18 protein-coding genes are annotated in these 16,467 nt (G+C 73.4%); 10 read left to right on the top strand and 8 right to left on the bottom strand.

Going from position 1 to position 16,467, the window contains the following annotated elements; translation table 11 throughout:
- Positions 1–74 precede the first annotated feature (74 nt).
- Complete coding sequence (locus tag AC3D3D_RS10405; RefSeq protein ID WP_463662004.1) at positions 75–428, top strand: DUF488 domain-containing protein; 354 nt, start codon at positions 75–77, stop codon at positions 426–428.
- A 7-nt stretch (positions 429–435) separates the two neighbouring features.
- Here the strand turns inward: AC3D3D_RS10405 and AC3D3D_RS10410 are convergent, their stop codons facing one another.
- A complete protein-coding gene (locus AC3D3D_RS10410; protein WP_463662005.1) occupies positions 436–852 on the bottom strand; it encodes a YqeB family protein in 417 nt (138 codons plus the stop codon).
- On the opposite strand from AC3D3D_RS10410, the gene AC3D3D_RS10415 reads away from it, so the two are divergent.
- Complete coding sequence (locus AC3D3D_RS10415; RefSeq protein WP_463662006.1) at positions 817–1,425, top strand: hypothetical protein; 609 nt, start codon at positions 817–819, stop codon at positions 1,423–1,425. The genes AC3D3D_RS10410 and AC3D3D_RS10415 overlap by 36 nt on opposite strands.
- A 63-nt stretch (positions 1,426–1,488) precedes the next feature.
- Here the strand turns inward: AC3D3D_RS10415 and AC3D3D_RS10420 are convergent, their stop codons facing one another.
- The 4 genes from AC3D3D_RS10420 to AC3D3D_RS10435 all read right to left on the bottom strand — a co-directional run bounded on the left by AC3D3D_RS10420 (position 1,489) and on the right by AC3D3D_RS10435 (position 5,343).
- Positions 1,489–3,168: an ABC transporter permease gene (locus tag AC3D3D_RS10420; protein ID WP_463662007.1), complete on the bottom strand. Its 1,680-nt coding sequence runs from the start codon at positions 3,166–3,168 to the stop codon at positions 1,489–1,491.
- Complete coding sequence (locus tag AC3D3D_RS10425; RefSeq protein ID WP_463662008.1) at positions 3,168–4,076, bottom strand: ABC transporter ATP-binding protein; 909 nt, start codon at positions 4,074–4,076, stop codon at positions 3,168–3,170. Before AC3D3D_RS10425 ends, AC3D3D_RS10420 begins: the two co-directional genes overlap by 1 nt.
- Positions 4,073–4,795, bottom strand: a complete 723-nt coding sequence (locus tag AC3D3D_RS10430) for a TetR/AcrR family transcriptional regulator (RefSeq protein WP_463662009.1) — start codon at positions 4,793–4,795, stop codon at positions 4,073–4,075. Before AC3D3D_RS10430 ends, AC3D3D_RS10425 begins: the two co-directional genes overlap by 4 nt.
- Positions 4,796–5,094: 299 nt before the next feature.
- Positions 5,095–5,343 (bottom strand): CopG family ribbon-helix-helix protein, encoded by a 249-nt coding sequence (locus AC3D3D_RS10435; protein ID WP_463662010.1) that lies wholly within the window; start codon positions 5,341–5,343, stop codon positions 5,095–5,097.
- A gap of 153 nt (positions 5,344–5,496) precedes the next feature.
- On the opposite strand from AC3D3D_RS10435, the gene AC3D3D_RS10440 reads away from it, so the two are divergent.
- Entirely contained in the window at positions 5,497–6,513 is a 1,017-nt protein-coding gene (locus AC3D3D_RS10440; RefSeq protein WP_463662011.1) for a ketopantoate reductase family protein, read from the top strand.
- A 33-nt stretch (positions 6,514–6,546) separates the two neighbouring features.
- Here AC3D3D_RS10440 and AC3D3D_RS10445 read toward each other — a convergent pair whose 3' ends face one another.
- Positions 6,547–7,500: an AEC family transporter gene (locus tag AC3D3D_RS10445; protein WP_463662012.1), complete on the bottom strand. Its 954-nt coding sequence runs from the start codon at positions 7,498–7,500 to the stop codon at positions 6,547–6,549.
- 131 nt (positions 7,501–7,631) lie between these two features.
- Here AC3D3D_RS10445 and AC3D3D_RS10450 point away from each other — a divergent pair, with 131 nt between their 5' ends.
- The 7 genes from AC3D3D_RS10450 to AC3D3D_RS10480 all read left to right on the top strand — a co-directional run bounded on the left by AC3D3D_RS10450 (position 7,632) and on the right by AC3D3D_RS10480 (position 13,806).
- Positions 7,632–8,135, top strand: a complete 504-nt coding sequence (locus AC3D3D_RS10450; protein WP_463662013.1) for a VOC family protein — start codon at positions 7,632–7,634, stop codon at positions 8,133–8,135.
- A gap of 183 nt (positions 8,136–8,318) precedes the next feature.
- A complete protein-coding gene (gene dnaK / locus AC3D3D_RS10455; RefSeq protein ID WP_463662014.1) occupies positions 8,319–10,190 on the top strand; it encodes a molecular chaperone DnaK in 1,872 nt (623 codons plus the stop codon).
- The gene (locus AC3D3D_RS10460) at positions 10,187–10,891 is read left to right on the top strand and encodes a nucleotide exchange factor GrpE (RefSeq protein ID WP_463662015.1); all 705 of its coding nucleotides are present in this window, start codon (positions 10,187–10,189) and stop codon (positions 10,889–10,891) included. The genes dnaK and AC3D3D_RS10460 overlap by 4 nt, the downstream gene beginning before the upstream one ends.
- A 108-nt stretch (positions 10,892–10,999) precedes the next feature.
- Positions 11,000–11,980 (top strand): DnaJ C-terminal domain-containing protein, encoded by a 981-nt coding sequence (locus AC3D3D_RS10465; RefSeq protein ID WP_463662016.1) that lies wholly within the window; start codon positions 11,000–11,002, stop codon positions 11,978–11,980.
- Between the two features lie 116 nt (positions 11,981–12,096).
- Positions 12,097–12,459 (top strand): heat shock protein transcriptional repressor HspR, encoded by a 363-nt coding sequence (locus AC3D3D_RS10470; protein WP_488512637.1) that lies wholly within the window; start codon positions 12,097–12,099, stop codon positions 12,457–12,459.
- Between the two features lie 43 nt (positions 12,460–12,502).
- Positions 12,503–13,018, top strand: a complete 516-nt coding sequence (locus tag AC3D3D_RS10475; protein WP_463662018.1) for a DinB family protein — start codon at positions 12,503–12,505, stop codon at positions 13,016–13,018.
- 41 nt (positions 13,019–13,059) lie between these two features.
- The gene (locus AC3D3D_RS10480) at positions 13,060–13,806 is read left to right on the top strand and encodes a DUF2062 domain-containing protein (protein WP_463662019.1); all 747 of its coding nucleotides are present in this window, start codon (positions 13,060–13,062) and stop codon (positions 13,804–13,806) included.
- Between the two features lie 55 nt (positions 13,807–13,861).
- On the opposite strand, the gene AC3D3D_RS10485 is transcribed toward AC3D3D_RS10480, so the two are convergent.
- Both AC3D3D_RS10485 and AC3D3D_RS10490 read right to left on the bottom strand, forming a co-directional pair.
- Entirely contained in the window at positions 13,862–15,994 is a 2,133-nt protein-coding gene (locus tag AC3D3D_RS10485) for a prolyl oligopeptidase family serine peptidase (protein ID WP_463662020.1), read from the bottom strand.
- Positions 15,995–16,155: 161 nt separating this feature from the next.
- The gene (locus tag AC3D3D_RS10490) at positions 16,156–16,356 is read right to left on the bottom strand and encodes an antitoxin (RefSeq protein ID WP_463662021.1); all 201 of its coding nucleotides are present in this window, start codon (positions 16,354–16,356) and stop codon (positions 16,156–16,158) included.
- Between the last annotated feature and the right edge of the window lie 111 nt (positions 16,357–16,467).

Consider the following 16,467-nt stretch of genomic DNA (forward strand, 5'->3'; position numbering starts at 1 on the left):
CGACCGGGACGGCCTCGTCCCGAGGGTAGGCCGTCCCCCGCCGAGATCGGCAGGCCCCGTGGCAGGGTGGGGGGATGGGTGTGGAGATACGGCGGGTCTACGACGAGGCCGGGGACGCCGACGGCTACCGGGTCCTGGTGGACCGGCTGTGGCCGCGCGGGGTGAGGAAGGGGGACGCCCAAGTCGACGAGTGGCTCAAGGACGTGGCCCCCTCGCCGGACCTGCGCACCTGGTACGGCCACGACCCGGATCGGTTCGAGGAGTTCGCGACCCGCTACGAGGCCGAGCTCGACGGGTCCGAGGCGCTGGAGCACCTGCGCGGGCTGGCCGACGAGCGCGAGCGCGTCACCCTGGTCTTCGCCGCGAAGGACACCGAGCACAGCCACGCGCGGGTGCTCGCGGACCTGCTCGCCCCCGGCTGCGGCTGACCGGGTCTCACCCTCGCGGGCCCTCCCACGGGTAGCCGACCGCCACGAGCACCGTGCGGTGCCGGTCCTTGTCCCCCTCGAGCTCGTCGTCGAAGAGGGCGCGCCCCTGGTCGGTCTCGATGACGAGGTGTGACCCCCTGCGGTAGACGGCGTCGACGGAGTCGCGACCGATCACCCGGTCGACCTCCCCGCCGCGCACCACCTCGATCGACCCGGGGCCGACCCGCAGGACCGGGGACCGGGACACGGCGATCCCGGCGAACGCCAGCCCGACGACGAGGCCGAGCAGCGGCCGTCCCCAGACGAGCCACGGCTGGTCGAACGAGCCGAGCCGCGCGCGAGCTGGTCGCCACCGCCATGGACGCTGTCCTACCGCAACTCCTGGTCGATGACCTTCCACAGCGACAACAACCTCGTCCTGCACACCGCGCTGCTGGGGGTGGCGCCCTCGGCCGACGCCGTCTCAGTCGACGCCCTGCTCGCGCGCCGCCGCGCGGGTGGTGACGGGCGTGCGGCCCTCGTCGCGGCCGGTGCCGAGACGCTTCCGGGCGGCGCGGTCGCGCCGTCGTGGCGGTACGCCGCCCCGGTGCGCGGGATGCAGGTGGTCACCGCGGTCATCTACTTCCTCGCCGGCTACGCGAAGGTCGCGGGCCCGCTGGGCTGGCGGTGGGCCGACGGGGAGGTGCTGCGCCGCCAGATCGCCGCCGACGGCCTGCGCAAGGAGCTCCTCGGCAGCGAGGTCGCGGGTCTGGGCATCCGCCTCTACCCGTGCACCACCCTGTCCAAGGTCTCCGCCGCCGGGTCGCTGGCGCTCGAGCTGGTGGCCCCGCTGGTGCCGCTCGACCGGCGGCTGGCCCGACTGTGGGCGGTCGGTGCGTCCTCCATGCACTGGGGCATCTACCTCATCGCGGGCATCACCTTCCGGCACAACCTCTCCGGGGTGCTCTACCTGCCGTACTTCCCGCTCGAGCGCCTGCTCCCGGGCCGGATGCGCTGACCGCGGATCGACCGGCCCGACCCGGTGCAGGGCCGGGTTGGGCCGGTGCCGGACGGTGCCGGCTCAGGCCGAGGTGATGTCCCGACGTCGGAACCCCACGAGCCCCGCCCCGACGAGCACGACGGCGATGCCGGCCTGCCCGAGCAGCGGGGTCAGCTCGAGGTCCTCGGCCGGGAGGGCCGGCGTGCTGTCGAACGGGGACAGCGCGAGCGCCCACTCCGGCGGCTGCAGCAGCCCGCCCAGGAAGACCACGACCGCCGTCCACACGACGAGCAGCCACGCGAGCACGGTCAGCCGGGGTGCGAGCCCGTACGTGGCGACCGCGAGGCCCGCGATGACGGCGAGCGCCGGGAGGTAGGCGAGCGCGGCGAGGGTGAGCTCGCCGATGCGGCCCGGCTCGCCGACGCCCGCGGCCACCCCGATGCCCGTGCCCAGCCCCGCGAGGACCGTGAGGATCACGGTGTGCGCGCCGACGGTGGCGATCCACCCCGTGAGGTAGGCGGTCCGGGAGCTGCCGGTGACGATCGTCTGCTCGGTACGGCCGGCCGCCTCCTCGGCCTTGAGTCGGAGCACGCCCGACACGGCGAGGATCATCGGCGCGATCAGCGAGATCGTGAGGATGATGCCCGCGAACTGCGCCGTCATGTCCGTGCCCTCGAGGGCGACCCAGTCCTGCAGCGTGGGGTTGTCGTCGAGCATGCCGTCGATGGATCCGGCGAGCGAGCCCATGGCGACGGCGAAGAGGAACGCGCCGACGCCCCACGCGACGACGGACCCGCGCAGGAGCCGTCCCACCAGGCCGGCCGGGGTCAGCAGCGACCTCGCGGCGGTCGCCGGCCCGGGGCTGGGGCGGCGCAGGCCCGAGCCGAGGTCGCGGTGCCGGGCCAGCGAGACCGCCACGACGTAGAGGACGACCACCGCGGCCGCCGAGACCGCGAGCGGCCACCAGCGCAGGTCCACGAAGAGCATGGTCTGCTGTGCCCACGCGAACGGCGAGAACCACGAGAGCCAGGAGCCGGTGGGCTCGATGACGTCGCCGATGCCGCGGACGAGGAAGGCGATCGCGAGCAGGGCCATCGACGTGCCGCTCGCCGTGCCGGCGTGCTCGGTGGTCTGGGCGACGACGGTCGCGACCGCCGCGAAGACCATGCCGGTGAGCGCGGTCGCCAGGCCGAGGGCGACCGAGTCGGTGACGGCCATCCCGGGGACGAGGAGCCCGACCGTCACGGCCGCGCCGACGAGGACGTTGGCGACGGCGACGGTGACGACGGACGCCGTCGGCGCGGCGAACCGGCCCACCGGGTGGGAGCGGACGAGCTCGAGCCGCCCGGACTCCTCCTCGGCGCGCGTGTGCCGCACGGCGAGGAGGATCGACATCAGCCCCGCGGCGATGAACACGTACAGCGCGAGCTCGTTGGCGACCATCGCGCCGAAGGTGTAGTCGTCGAGCGCGAACGCGGGGCCGCTCATGATGACGGCGGCCGGGCTCGACATGAGCTCGGCGCGCCCCTGGAGGGACTCCGGCGTGGGGAAGGCCTCCTCCAGCGCGTAGATCGAGGCCAGGCTCGTCAGCCCCACGGCGAGGGCCCAGATCACGATGCGCATCCGGTCGAGCCGGAGGTTGAGCCGGACGAGGTGGCCGGTCCCGGTGAGGTGCGAGCCGCCGTCCGGGGGGTGGTCCGCCCCGGGAGCTCGCGTCGCGGCGCTCGCCGTGGTGGAGCCGGCGTCGGTCGTGGCGGTCATCAGGCGGCCTCCTCGCTCACGTCGTCGCCGTAGTGGCGCATGAACAGCTCCTCGAGCGAGGGCGGGGCGATCGTCAGGTTCTCCACGCGTGCCTCGGCCAGGACCCGCAGGACCTCGCCCAGGTGGGCGTTGTCGACGTCGAAGGTGACGGTGCCGTCGTCGGCGGCGAGGTCGTGCACGCCGGGCAGGTCCGCGAAGGTCTGGCCGGGCAGCGCCGTCGTCGCTGTGACCGAGGAGCGCGTGAGGTGGCGCATCTCGGCCAGGGTGCCGGACTCGACCGCGCGGCCGGCGCGGATGATCGTCACGGTGTCGCAGAGCTTCTCGACCTCGCCGAGGATGTGGCTCGAGAGCAGGACCGTGCGGCCCTCGGCGCGGAGCTGGCGGACCTCGTCGGTGAACACGGCCTCCATCAGGGGGTCGAGGCCCGAGGTGGGCTCGTCGAGGAGGAAGAGCTCGGCGTCGGAGGCCAGCGCCGCCACGAGCGCGACCTTCTGCCGGTTGCCCTTGGAGTACGTGCGGGCCTTCTTCGTCGGGTCGAGCTCGAAGCGCTCGATCAGCTCGTCGCGGCGCCTGCGGTCGGCCGTCCCGCCGTGCAGGCGGGTGAAGACGCCGATCGCCTCGCCGCCCGTGAGGTTCGGCCACAGGCTCGTGTCGCCGGGGACGTAGGCGAGGCGGCGGTGCAGGGCGACGGCGTCGGACCAGGGGTCCAGGCCGAGCACCGTGGCGCTGCCGGAGTCGGCCCGCAGCATGCCGAGCAGCACCCGGATGGTGGTGGACTTGCCCGCCCCGTTGGGGCCGAGGAAGCCGGTGACCTTCCCCGCGGGCACGGTGAGGTCGAAGCCGTCGAGGGCGCGGGTGGCGCCGTAGGTCTTGACGAGGTCGGCGACCTCGATCGCGTCGGTGGTCATGCGGTGCTCCTGTCTGGGAGGTCGGAAGCGTCAGGGCCGGGGTCGGCGGTGGGCGTGGCGACGTCGCGCGCGGCGTCGTCGGGGGTGCCGCGCGAGGCGAGGTAGGCGTCGAGCAGCGCCGGGGTGGTGAACACCGGCTCGGTGTAGAGCTCGAGCAGCGGCAGCGTGAGGCGCTCCGCGTAGGCGCGCAGCAGGTCGGGCAGGCGCTCGAGGTCGAGCGGCTCGTCGCCCGCCGGCAGGTCCAGCAGCAGGGCGCCGAGCGACATGACCGTGAGCGCGTGGGCCCGCGCCTGGGGGTCGCGGCTCGGTCGGACGACCCCGTCGCGGACGGCGTCGTCGATGTAGGAGGCGTTGGTGGCGACCAGCGAGTCGATGAACGCGCGGGTCGGTGCGCCGCCGACCTGCAGCACGCGCAGGACGTAGCCGATGAGGTCGGTGAACCCGTCGATCTCGGCGATCTGGGCGAGCATCGACGCCGGTCCGGTGCGCGCGTCGAGCGAGGCCGACTTGAACTCCCGGACCTGGGTGAAGACGTGCTCGTCGCACGCGGCCCGCAGGCCGGCGCGGGAGCCGAAGTGATGGAGGATCAGGCCCGCGCTCACGCCGGCGTCGGCCGCGACGGCGCGGAGCGAGGCGTCCATGCCGTGCGCGGCGAACCGGTGGATCGCCGCGTCCCGGATGCGCGCCCTCGTGGTGAGATCCTCGGTTGTTGAACTCATGTTCAGGACGCTATACGCGTGTTCAGTGGCCGGGCAAGAGGTTTTCTGGACGGGGCTGCGAGCTGCCCGTCAGGGGCTGAGTGCGCCTGCTCGGCCGGAGCGCCCGCGCGGGCCGACGGACGGGGCGTGGGTGCGGAGCGTCAGAGATCCACGACGCGGCGGAGCCCGGCGTCGACCTCCCGCATCAATCCGTCGGGCAGCCGTGATGCGGGGTCGTCGAGGTCGGACCGGTCGTCGCTTCCCGGGTGCGCTGCCTCTCGGTTCGCCGAGGTCGACCCAGCGCACCTCTCCGCGCTCGATCACCAGTCGTTCGACTGCTCGGCGAGCCGGAGGTTCGCGGCGCGGCGAAGTGGGGTGGACTCCTCGCTTGGCTGGCCGACGGCATCGATCGCCTCGTCGATCTGCGCCGTCAGCTCCGCGTCGGCGAGCTCGTCGGCGTACTGCTCGGCTGCGCGTCGGTAGAACTCCGACCTCGTCATGCCGTGCTGCTGTGCCACGCGGTCGAAGCGCTCTGCTGAGTCGTCCGGGAGGCTGATGGCGATCTTCATGGAGCCAGGGTTCAACGTGTCATACGTGCGTGTCGACAGGTGAGTTGAGAGGCGGGGGACCGCGCACCGCCCGGGCGCGTGAGCTCCGCACGGCGGAGTGTGGGTGCGTCCGCGGGGACCGTCGCCCGCGCGGGCCGACCTACGCTCGGCCCCATGACGCGATACGTGATCATCGGGACCGGTGCCGTCGGCGGCACCATCGGCGGGCGCCTCGCCCAGGCGGGGATCGACACCGCGTGGGTCGCCCGCGGCGAGCACGGCCGCGTGCTGCGCGACCGGGGCCTCACGCTCATGGCGCCGGACGGCACCGCGACCCTGCGGGCACCCGTCTGGCTCGACCCCACGGAGGCCGAGCTCACCGAGGACGACGTCCTCGTCGTCTCGGTCAAGACCCAGCACCTCGCCGACGCGCTCGCCACGTGGGCGGACGTCCCGGTCCGTACCTCGGGCGGCCCCACGACGGCGGGGGAGCGCCTGCCGGTCGTGCTCGCCACCAACGGGATCGCCGCCGAGGCGATGGCGCTGCGCTGGTTCGCCCGGGTCTACGGCATGTGCGTCTGGGCCCCGTGCGTCAACCTCGAGCCGGGCGTCGTCGTCGCCCGGTTCGCCCCGTCCTCGGCCGTGCTGCACACCTCCCGGGTGCCGGCCGCCCTCACCGACGACGCCGACCGCGCGCTCCTGACCCGGCTCGCCGAGGACTGGGGGCGCGCCCGGCTCGACGTCCCGCTGCGCGAGGACGTCATGCCGTGGAAGGTTCGCAAGTTGATGAACAACGTCGGCAACGTGGTGCAGGCGCTCGTGGGCGACGGCGGCGACGACGTCGCCCGGGCCGCGCGCGACGAGGCCCGCGCCGTCGTCGCCGCGGCCGGGGTGGCGATGACGGGCGACGACGTCGAGCTCGCCGCCCGCGCGGCCGGCCCCAGCGTGACTCCGGTGCCCGGGGCGCCGGCCGCGATGGGCGGCTCGACCTGGCAGTCGCTCGCCAAGGGACGCCCCGACGTCGAGACGGACTACCTCAACGGCGAGGTCGTCGCGATGGCCCACGCGGCCGGGATCGAGGCGCCGGTCAACGCGACGCTGGCCCGGCTCGGCCGGCAGGCCGCGGCGTCGGGCAGCCGGCCCGGCGACATGACCCCGGCGGACCTGCGGGCCGCACTGGCGAACGCCTGAGCGGCGCGGCCGGGCGCCCGAGGGGAACGGCGGCTACATCCAGCCCATCGCCTCGAGGACCACCATCCAGCCCGACAGGGTGAGGAACGAGCAGGCCGTCGAGAGCATCATCGAGGCGGTGGTGACGTCGGCGTCGCCGTACTGCTCGGCCAGCGAGGGCAGGACCGAGTACGGCGGCAGCGCGCACATGAGCACGGCGGCGGCGCGCAGCTCGGTCGGGAGCTCCGGCAGCCCCGCCGCGGTCAGGGCGAGCACGAGCACCAGCGCCACGGCCGGCATGAGGACGAGCTTGCCGACCACGCTCACCGCGATGTCCGAGGCCGCGCCGCGCACCCGCAGGCCGACGAACATCGCGCCCACGCTGAACAGCGCGACACCGGTCGCTGCCCCGGCGAGCAGGTCGACGCCGCGACCGAGCGCGGTGGGCAGCTCGAGCCCGGCGGCGCTGAGGACGAGCGCCGCCGCGATCGCCACGACCATCGGGTGCAGCACGACGTTGCGCACCGTGGAGAGCAGCCGGTCGCGGACCGTGCCGGTCCCGGTCGCCTGCTCGGCGAGCAGCAGCGTGAGCGGGAGGATGAGGACGTTGTCCACGATCATCCCCATGCCGACGGCGGCCCCCGCCTGCTCGGTGAACAGGATGAGGAAGATGGGGAACCCGATGAACCCGTTGTTCGTGCCTCCCATGGAGGCGCCGAGGAACGCGGCCTGCACCAGCGAGCGCCGTCGGGCGCGGGCGTAGGCCCCCGCGACGGCGAACATCGCCAGCGCCGCCAGGGAGTAGGTCAGCAGGTAGGAGGCGTGGAAGACCTCGCCCGGTGACCGCCCGGCGATGTTGGCGAAGATGAGCAGCGGCAGGGCCACCTTGACCACGAACCGCGACAGCACGGTGGCGTCCCCGCGGTGGAAGATCCCGGCGCGGGTGAGCGCGTAGCCGAGGGCGACGACGAGGAAGATCGGCACGGTCGCCGACAGCACATGCAGCACGGACGCTCCTCCTCGCGTCGGCGACGATCCTCGCAGACCTGTGCCGATGCCCCGGTAGTGTCCGCGCCTCGGCGCCGTCCGGGCCGTGGGACAGCGCCCGGGGAGCCCCGACGTCGTGCTTGCCTGCGGGCATGACCACCCCCGTGAACGGACCCCTGAACGTCACCGCGCACCATGTCGGCATCACCGTGCCCGACCTCGAGGAGGCGACCCGGTTCTACGTCGACCTGCTCGGCGCCGAGGAGCTGCTCGCCATGGGCCCCTTCGACTCCGAGACGATGCCGCGCGGCGCCGACGGGCGCGACTGGACCGAGACGCACATGGACGTTCCCGGTGCCTCCTTCTCCTTCCGCGTGCTGCGCCTGGGCGGGTTCCTCCTCGAGCTCTTCGTCTACGAGCGGCCCACCGACGTGGGTCGGACCCCGCCGCGGAACTGGGACGTGGGTGCCCACCACATCGGTCTGCGGGTCGAGGACATCGCGAGCGCCGTGGCGTACCTGCGGGCGAACGGGGTCCGCGTCCTCGACGGCACGATCGACGTCCCCGAGGACGCCCCCGGCGGTCCGATGCGCGGGCACTACTTCTTCGACCCGGCCGGCAACTACGTCGAGCTCGTCGAGCGCTACTCCGTCTGAGGGGCGACCGGCCGCGGGAATATCTCCACCCACCCCAAGGTTGAGCCAGTCAGACTCAACTTCACACTCGTTCGGCTGGACACGAGCCCCGGGCGGGTGCAAGGTTGAGTGCATACGACTCAACCAGTCGGGGTCGCGGCCTTCCGGGCCGTGCTCCGGCGTGACCCGCAAGGAGCACCGCACATGGCACGAGCAGTCGGGATCGACCTCGGCACCACGAACTCCGTCGTCTCCGTCCTGGAGGGCGGCGAGCCCACCGTCATCGCCAACGCCGAGGGCGCGCGCACCACGCCGTCCGTCGTCGCGTTCAGCAAGTCCGGCGAGGTCCTCGTCGGCGAGATCGCCAAGCGCCAGGCCGTCACCAACGTCGACCGCACCATCGCCTCGGTCAAGCGCCACATGGGCACCGACTGGTCGGTGGACATCGACGACAAGACCTACACCGCACCCGAGATCTCGGCCCGCGTGCTGGGCAAGCTGAAGAAGGACGCCGAGGCCTACCTCGGTGAGCCCGTGACCGACGCCGTCGTCACGGTCCCCGCCTACTTCAACGACGCCGAGCGTCAGGCCACGAAGGACGCCGGGCAGATCGCCGGCCTCAACGTCCTGCGCATCGTCAACGAGCCCACCGCCGCGGCGCTCGCCTACGGCCTGGAGAAGGGCAAGGAGGACGAGCTCATCCTCGTCTTCGACCTCGGTGGCGGCACCTTCGACGTCTCCCTGCTCGAGGTCGGCAAGGACGAGGACGACTTCTCCACGATCCAGGTCCGCGCCACCTCGGGCGACAACCGCCTCGGCGGCGACGACTGGGACCAGCGGATCGTCAGCTGGCTGGTCGACACCGTCAAGGGCCGCGGCGGCCCGGACCTCGGCAAGGACAAGATCGCCCTCCAGCGCCTCAAGGACGCCGCCGAGCAGGCGAAGAAGGAGCTGTCCTCGGCCACCTCGACGAACATCTCCCTGCAGTACCTGTCGATGACGCCCGAGGGCCCCATCCACCTCGACGAGCAGCTCACCCGGGCGAAGTTCGAGGACATGACCAAGGACCTCCTCGACCGCACCAAGGCGCCCTTCGAGAACGTCATCCGCGACGCCGGCATCCAGCTCTCCGAGATCGACCACGTGGTCCTCGTCGGCGGCTCGACCCGCATGCCCGCGGTGACCGAGGTCGTCAAGTCGCTGACCGGCGGGCGCGAGCCCAACAAGGGCGTCAACCCCGACGAGGTCGTCGCCGTCGGCGCGGCCCTGCAGGCCGGCGTCATCAAGGGCGACCGCAAGGACGTCCTGCTCATCGACGTCACCCCGCTCTCGCTCGGCATCGAGACCAAGGGCGGCGTGATGACCAAGCTCATCGAGCGCAACACGGCCATCCCGACCAAGCGGTCCGAGACCTTCTCCACCGCCGAGGACAACCAGCCCTCGGTGCTCATCCAGGTCTTCCAGGGCGAGCGCGAGTTCGCGCGGGACAACAAGCCGCTGGGCACCTTCGAGCTCACCGGGATCGCGCCGGCCCCGCGCGGCATGCCGCAGATCGAGGTCGCCTTCGACATCGACGCCAACGGCATCGTGCACGTCTCCGCCAAGGACAAGGGCACCGGCACCGAGCAGTCGATGACCATCACCGGCGGCTCCGCCCTGCCCAAGGAGGAGATCGACCGCATGGTCAAGGAGGCCGAGGCGCACGCCGCCGAGGACGCCAAGCGGCGCGAGGAGGCCGACGCGCGCAACACCGCCGAGCAGCAGGTGTACTCGGTGGAGAAGCAGCTGACCGACAACGCCGACAAGCTGCCCGAGGACGTCGCCGGCGAGATCCGCGAGTCCGTCGACGCCCTGAAGAAGGCGCTCGAGGGCGAGGACGTCGAGGCGATCAAGACCGCCCAGGACGAGCTCAACACCAAGGCGATGAAGATCGGCGAGGCGCTCTACGCCGCCCAGGGCGGCGAGGACGTCGGCGCCCAGGAGCAGCCGGACTTCGGCGCGAGCGACTCCGGCTCCTCGGACGAGGACGTCGTCGACGCCGAGATCGTCGACGACGAGGAGGAGGAGAAGAAGTGACCGAGCAGCCCGACGGCCCCAGGGAGCAGCCGGTGGTCAACGACCGTCGGCGGATCGACCCCGAGACCGGGCGGGTCCGCGCGGCGGGCGCCCAGGCGCCCGCCGAGGCCACCGACGCCTCCGCGCCGGGCGAGCCGGCCGGGGCGAGCACCGCGCCCGCCGACGGCGCCGCCGCCTCGGGTGCCGCACCGGCCTCGGGAGCGCCGGCCGACGGGGTCCTTGCCGAGGACGCCCCGGCCGGGGACGACCCGCTGGCCGCGGCCCAGGCCGAGGTGCTCGACCTCCAGGACCAGGTCGCCCGCCGCAAGGCGGACCTGTACAACCTCGAGCAGGAGTACGCCGCCTTCGTGCGCCGCTCCCGCACCGAGGCGCAGGGGCACCGCCAGGCGGGCGTCGAGCAGGTCGTCGAGTCCCTGCTGGGGGTGCTGGACGACATCGCCCTGGCCCGCCACCACGACGACCTCACCGGACCGTTCGCGTCGATCGCGGACAAGCTCGAGCAGACCCTCGCGCAGCGGTTCTCCTTCGAGCGCTTCGGCGCCGTGGGGGAGGAGTTCGACCCGAACGTGCACGAGGCGCTCATGAGCACCGACTCCTCCGAGGTCGAGGTCCCCACGATCGAGCAGGTGCTGCAGCCGGGCTACCGGCTCGGCGAGAAGGTCGTGCGCGCCGCGCGCGTCTCGGTGCACTCGCCCGCGTGAGCGGCACCGCCCGTGACGCGGGCACGGCAGGACACGCCCCGTGGGCGCCGGTCACCGGCGCCCACGGGGGCACGGACACTGATGACAGCTAAGGGGAGGTGAGGTGTGATGGCAGGACAGGACTGGCTGGAGAAGGACTTCTACCAGGTGCTCGGCGTGCCCAAGGACGCCGACGAGGACACGATCAAGAAGGCGTACCGCAAGCTCGCGCGCACCCACCACCCCGACCAGAACCCCGGTGACACCAAGGCCGAGGAGACCTTCAAGAAGGTCGGCGAGGCCTACTCGGTGCTCTCCGACCCCCAGCAGCGCAAGGAGTACGACGCCCTGCGCGCCATGGCCGGCGGCAGCCCGAGGTTCGCCGGCGGACCCGGCGGAGGGACCTCCGGCTTCGAGGACGTCTTCTCCTCGGGCTTCGGCGCCGGCGGCCGCGGCGGCTCCTACGCCTCCGCCGAGGACATGCCCGGCTTCGACGACATCCTGTCCTCGATGTTCGGCGCGCAGGCGCCCACGGGGTTCGGCTCGCGGCGCCGTGCCCAGCGCGGCCAGGACGTGCACGCCACGACGACGCTGCCGTTCCGGCAGGCGGTGGACGGCTCGACGGTCGAGCTGACCGTGGACGGGCGCACGGTCACCACCCGCATCCCGCCCGGCGTGCGCGACGGCCAGCGGATCAAGATCGCCGGCAAGGGGCGGCCCGGCTCGGGCGGCGCTCCCGCGGGCGACCTCGTCATCACCGTCGAGGTCACCGCCCACCCGCTGTTCACCCTCGACGGCAAGGACCTGCGGCTCACCGTGCCGGTCACCTTCGACGAGGCGGCGCTGGGGGCCACCGTCGAGGTACCCACCCTCGACGGCGAGACCGTCCGGCTCAAGGTGCCCGCCGGGACCCCGTCGGGCCGGACGCTGCGTGTGCGCAGGCGCGGCGTGCGCCCCGCCAGGGGCACCGCCGGCGACCTGCTGGTCACCGTCAACGTCGTCGTCCCCTCGCGGCTGTCCGCGGCGGCGCGCCAGGCGGTCGAGGACTTTGCCGCAGCCAACGCCGACGCCAGCCCGCGCGACTTCCTCTTCGAGCAGGCGGGACGATGAGCGCCCCCCGGGCGGGCGCCGGCCGAGGCCGCGGCCGGACCCGGGTGCGCGCCGAGGACGAGCTGGGGCCCGACGCCGCCGTCCTCACCATCTCCGTGGCCGCCGAGCTGGCGGCCATGCACCCGCAGACCCTGCGCCAGTACGACCGGATGGGGCTCGTCGAGCCGCGCCGGACGGCCGGCCGGGGCCGGCGCTACTCCCTGCGCGACGTCGCGCGGCTGCGCGAGATCCAGCGCCTCTCCCAGGACGAGGGCGTCAACCTCGCCGGCATCCACCACATCCTGCGGCTGCGCTCCGAGCTCGAGCGGGTGACCGACGAGCTCGAGTCGCTGCGCGCCCGCATCGACCCCGGCAGCCGCGTCTTCACCGCGTCCTCCTCCGGCGTCGTCGTCTCCGGACCCCGGGGCCGGCGCGTGCGCACCGAGCGCCGCGAGACCGGCGCCCTCGTGCTGTGGCAGGGACCCCGCCGCGGCCGGTGATCCGCGCGTACCGTGGGGGGCGTCGACGGGACGGAGGAGAGCCGTGATCGAGCCCGACACGAAGGACTGGACCTGGGTGCTGGAGCGCCGGTGCGAGCAGTGCGGCACCGAGGCCGCCCGGTTCACGCCGGCCGACGTCGCGGCCGAGCTCGCGGAGGCGGCCCGCCGCTGGGCGGCGGTGCTCCGGCGCGACGACGTCGCCACCCGCCCCGACCCCGCCACCTGGTCGCCGCTGGAGTACGCGGCGCACATCGCCGACGTCCTCGACGTCATGGCCGCCCGGCTGGCGCTCATCCGCACCCGCGAGGACCCCACGTTCCCCGACTGGGACCAGGACCAGGCCGCCGTCGACGGTGACTACGGCGCGCACGACCCCGGCGACGTCGCCCATCGGATCGCCACGCGCGCGGAGGAGACCGGCATCGTGTTCGGCGCCGTCCCCGAGGCCGCCTGGGAGCGGACCGGGCGACGCGGCGACGGCGCCGCCTTCACCGTCCGCACGCTGGCCCAGTACCTGCTGCACGACGTGCGCCACCACCTTCACGACGTCGACGGCTGAGCGTCGCTGCGACCCGCGGCAGGGCTTGGCACACTGTGGCTGTGACGAACGAGCCCGGCCAGCGGCCCGCAGGTGACCGGTCGGAGCCGGACGGCCCGCCCGAGGACGTGCCGGCGGACGCGCATGCGGACGGGCCGGTGGACGCGCCCGTGGCCCGCACCCCCGACGCTCCCGACGCGCCCGGCGTGCACGACGCGCCCGACGAGGCACCTGACGACGCCCCCGGCGACGTGCCGGGCGCGCACCGGCGCCGGCGGATCCGCCCGCGTACCACCCGCGCGGCACTGGTGTGGATCGTCGTCGGGCTGCTCGTGGGCACCCTGGTGCCCGCGTTCGCCCTGGCCGCCGGGACGAGCGCGGCCGCGGACATCGTGCGTGACTCCGTCGACTCCGCGGAGCCGATCACGTCCGGGCGGCACGACCTGACGGGGGAGGGCACCTACCTCATCGTCGGCGAGCGCGGGACGACCGGGCAGTGCCTCGTCACCGGCCCGGACGGGTCGAGCCTGGACATCGAGCTCGAGGAGGTCTTCCAGGCCGGCGCCGGGACGTCCGACGTCAGCCTCGGCAGCTTCGCCGCGGGCTCGGACGGCGCCTACCAGGTCGACTGCGACGCCGGCGGGGCGGACCTGGGCCTCACGCGCTCGCCGTCCCTGGGCGGCTGGTCCGTGCTGGGTGGACCGATGCTCGTCGGCGCGATCGGCCTGGTCGCGGGCCTCACCATCGGCGTCGTCGGCCTGTTCGGCTGGGTGGCCGCGCGCCGCCGCCGCTGGAGCTCCGACAGCTGACCCACCCGCCCGCCGGGAGTGCGGCGGGCGCCCAGCGGGAGAGCGGCGGCCGGAGCTAGTCCTTCTCGCCGCCGAGCTGCTGCCAGAGGAACTCGTAGGCGAGGGCCTCCAGGTAGGCGCGCTGGCTGTTCGTCGCCGCCCCGCCGTGCCCGCCCTCGATGTTCTCGTAGTAGCGCACGTCGTGGCCGGCCTCGAGCATCTTCGCCGCCATCTTGCGGGCGTGCCCGGGGTGGACTCGGTCGTCGCGCGTGGAGGTGGTCAGCAGCAGCGGCGGGTACTCCTTGTCCGCCTCGAGCAGGTGGTACGGGGAGAAGGTCTTGATGAACGACCACTGCTTCGGGTCGTCGGGGTCGCCGTACTCGGCCACCCAGGAGGCCCCCGCCAGCAGGTGCGAGAACCGCTTCATGTCCAGCAGCGGGACCTGGGCGACCACCGCACCGAACAGCTCGGGGTAGAGCGTGAGCATGACGCCCATGAGCAGCCCGCCGTTCGAGCCGCCCCGGATGCCCAGGTGCGCGGGGTCGGTGACCTGCCGGGAGATGAGGTCGCGGGCGACCGCCGCGAAGTCCTGGTAGCTGCGGTGGCGCCGGTGACCGATCGCGGTGCGGTGCCAGCGCGGCCCGAACTCCCCGCCGCCGCGGATGTTGGCCACGACGTAGACGCCGCCGCGCTCGAGCCAGGAGCGCCCCACCGCACCGGAGTAGGACGGCAGCAGCGAGATCTCGAACCCGCCGTACCCGTAGAGCAGGGTGGGCAGCGGGGCGGCGCCGTCGCGCCGCGACTCCGCGGTACCGACCCCCGCCGGCCCGATCTGGAAGTACGGGACCTGCGTGCCGTCGTCGGAGGTGGCGAAGAACTGCTCGACGACGAGGCCCTCGTCCTCGAAGAACAGCGGCAGCATCTTCAGCGGCTCGACGCCCTTGGTCTGGCCCGCGCCCGAGAGCCGCACGAGGTTGAGCGAGCTGGGCTGGAGGAAGTCGGTGGTGGTCAGCCAGATGTCGTCCGACTCGCGCGGGTCGACCGCCGCGACCGACATCGAGGACATCCGCGAGACCGCCAGCCGCGGCGAGCCGGCGGCGGCCAGCGCGAGGGGCCGCTCGAGCCACTCGCCGTCGGAGGTCGGCGGCGGCGTGCGCAGCTCGAGCCGGTTGACCACGTCCTCGAGGACGTTGAGCACCAGGTGGTGGCGCGTCCACGTGTAGGAGGACAGCGCGGTGGTCGGCGTCGGGGCGAACAGGGTGGTCAGGGTGCCCTCGCCGGCGAGGAACTCTTCGAGGTCGACGCCCAGCAGGGTGCCCGCGCGGTACATCGTGCCGCGCAGCGTGATGGTCTCGCGCAGCAGGATGGTCAGCCACTCGCGGTGCACGTCGACCGTGGCGGTGGTGGGCGCGTCGATGCGCACGCGCGTGCCGTCCTCGCGCAGGAGGTGGACCTCCTCGTCGAAGAAGCCGACCGCGCGGCTGAGGAAGGTGCGCTCGAAGCCCGGGGTGCTGTCGAAGGAGGCGAACACGCCGACGTCGGCGACCTCGCCGGCGTAGATCTCCTCGGCCTGCGCCAGGTCGGTGCCCCGCGTCCAGCGGCGCACGGTGCGCGGGTAGCCGGACTCGGTCATCGAGCCCTCACCGAGGTCGCGGCCCACCAGCAGCGTGTCCCCGGTGGTGTCCGCCCAGGTCGCGTACCCCTTGGACTCGGGCAGGACGAAGCCGTCGTCGAGCAGCTCGAGGGTGGTCAGGTCCATCTCGCGCACGACGTCGGCGTCGGAGCCACCCCGGGACAGGGAGACGAGGGCGCGGTCCAGTGAGGGGCGCAGGACGGTGGCCCCGTGCCACACCCACGGCTCGCCCTCGGCCTCGGCGAGGGCGTCGACGTCGAGAACGGTCTCCCACTCGGGCTCACGCTCGCGGTAGGAGTCCCAGGTGGTGCGGCGCCACAGGCCGCGCGGGTGCTCGGCGTCGATCCAGAAGTTGTACAGGTGCTCCCCGCGCTGGACGACGTGCGGGATCTTCTCGGTCGAGTCCAGGACCTCGAGGATCTGCCCCTCGAGGTCGGTGAACCGCTCCGTGGCGGCGAGCTCCTCGGCGACCTCGCCGTTGCGTTCGGTGGCCCAGGCGAGCGCCTGCTCGTCCTCCACCTCCTCGAGCCAGCGGTACGGGTCGTCGGACGTCGCTGCGGGCTCGGCTGCGCTCATGTGCCCATCTCACCATGTCATCGCTCTGGTCACACCCCGCCGGGGTGTCGGACCGTCCGGATCCCCCGGTCACGGGGCCAGGCACGACGACGGCCGGCCCCCGGACTGGGGGACCGGCCGTCGGGCGTTCGGGGGCTAGCTCCCCGAGGGTGTCTGGTGCGTCAGGCGTTCGACTTGTCGTCGCCGGCGCCCTCGTTGCCGATGCGGCCGTCGATGTTGTCGCGCACGCCGTCGATCTTGTCGGAGTGCTTCCCACCGGAGATCTTGTCCGCCGCGCCAGCGGCGGCGTCGAGCCCCTTGTCGGAGTACTCCTCACCCTTGTCGCCAGATGCGAAGTCCTTGGCCTTGTCGAGGATTCCCAATGGATTCTCCTTCCGCCGGCTCGACCGTCCGGTTGGTACGGCCGCCACACATCCTTGCGCACCGGGTGGGGGCGCGGTCAAGGGAATGGCCGGGTGTCCCGCGATCCGGGC

The sequence above is a fragment of the Georgenia sp. X1117 genome, assembly GCF_057784635.1.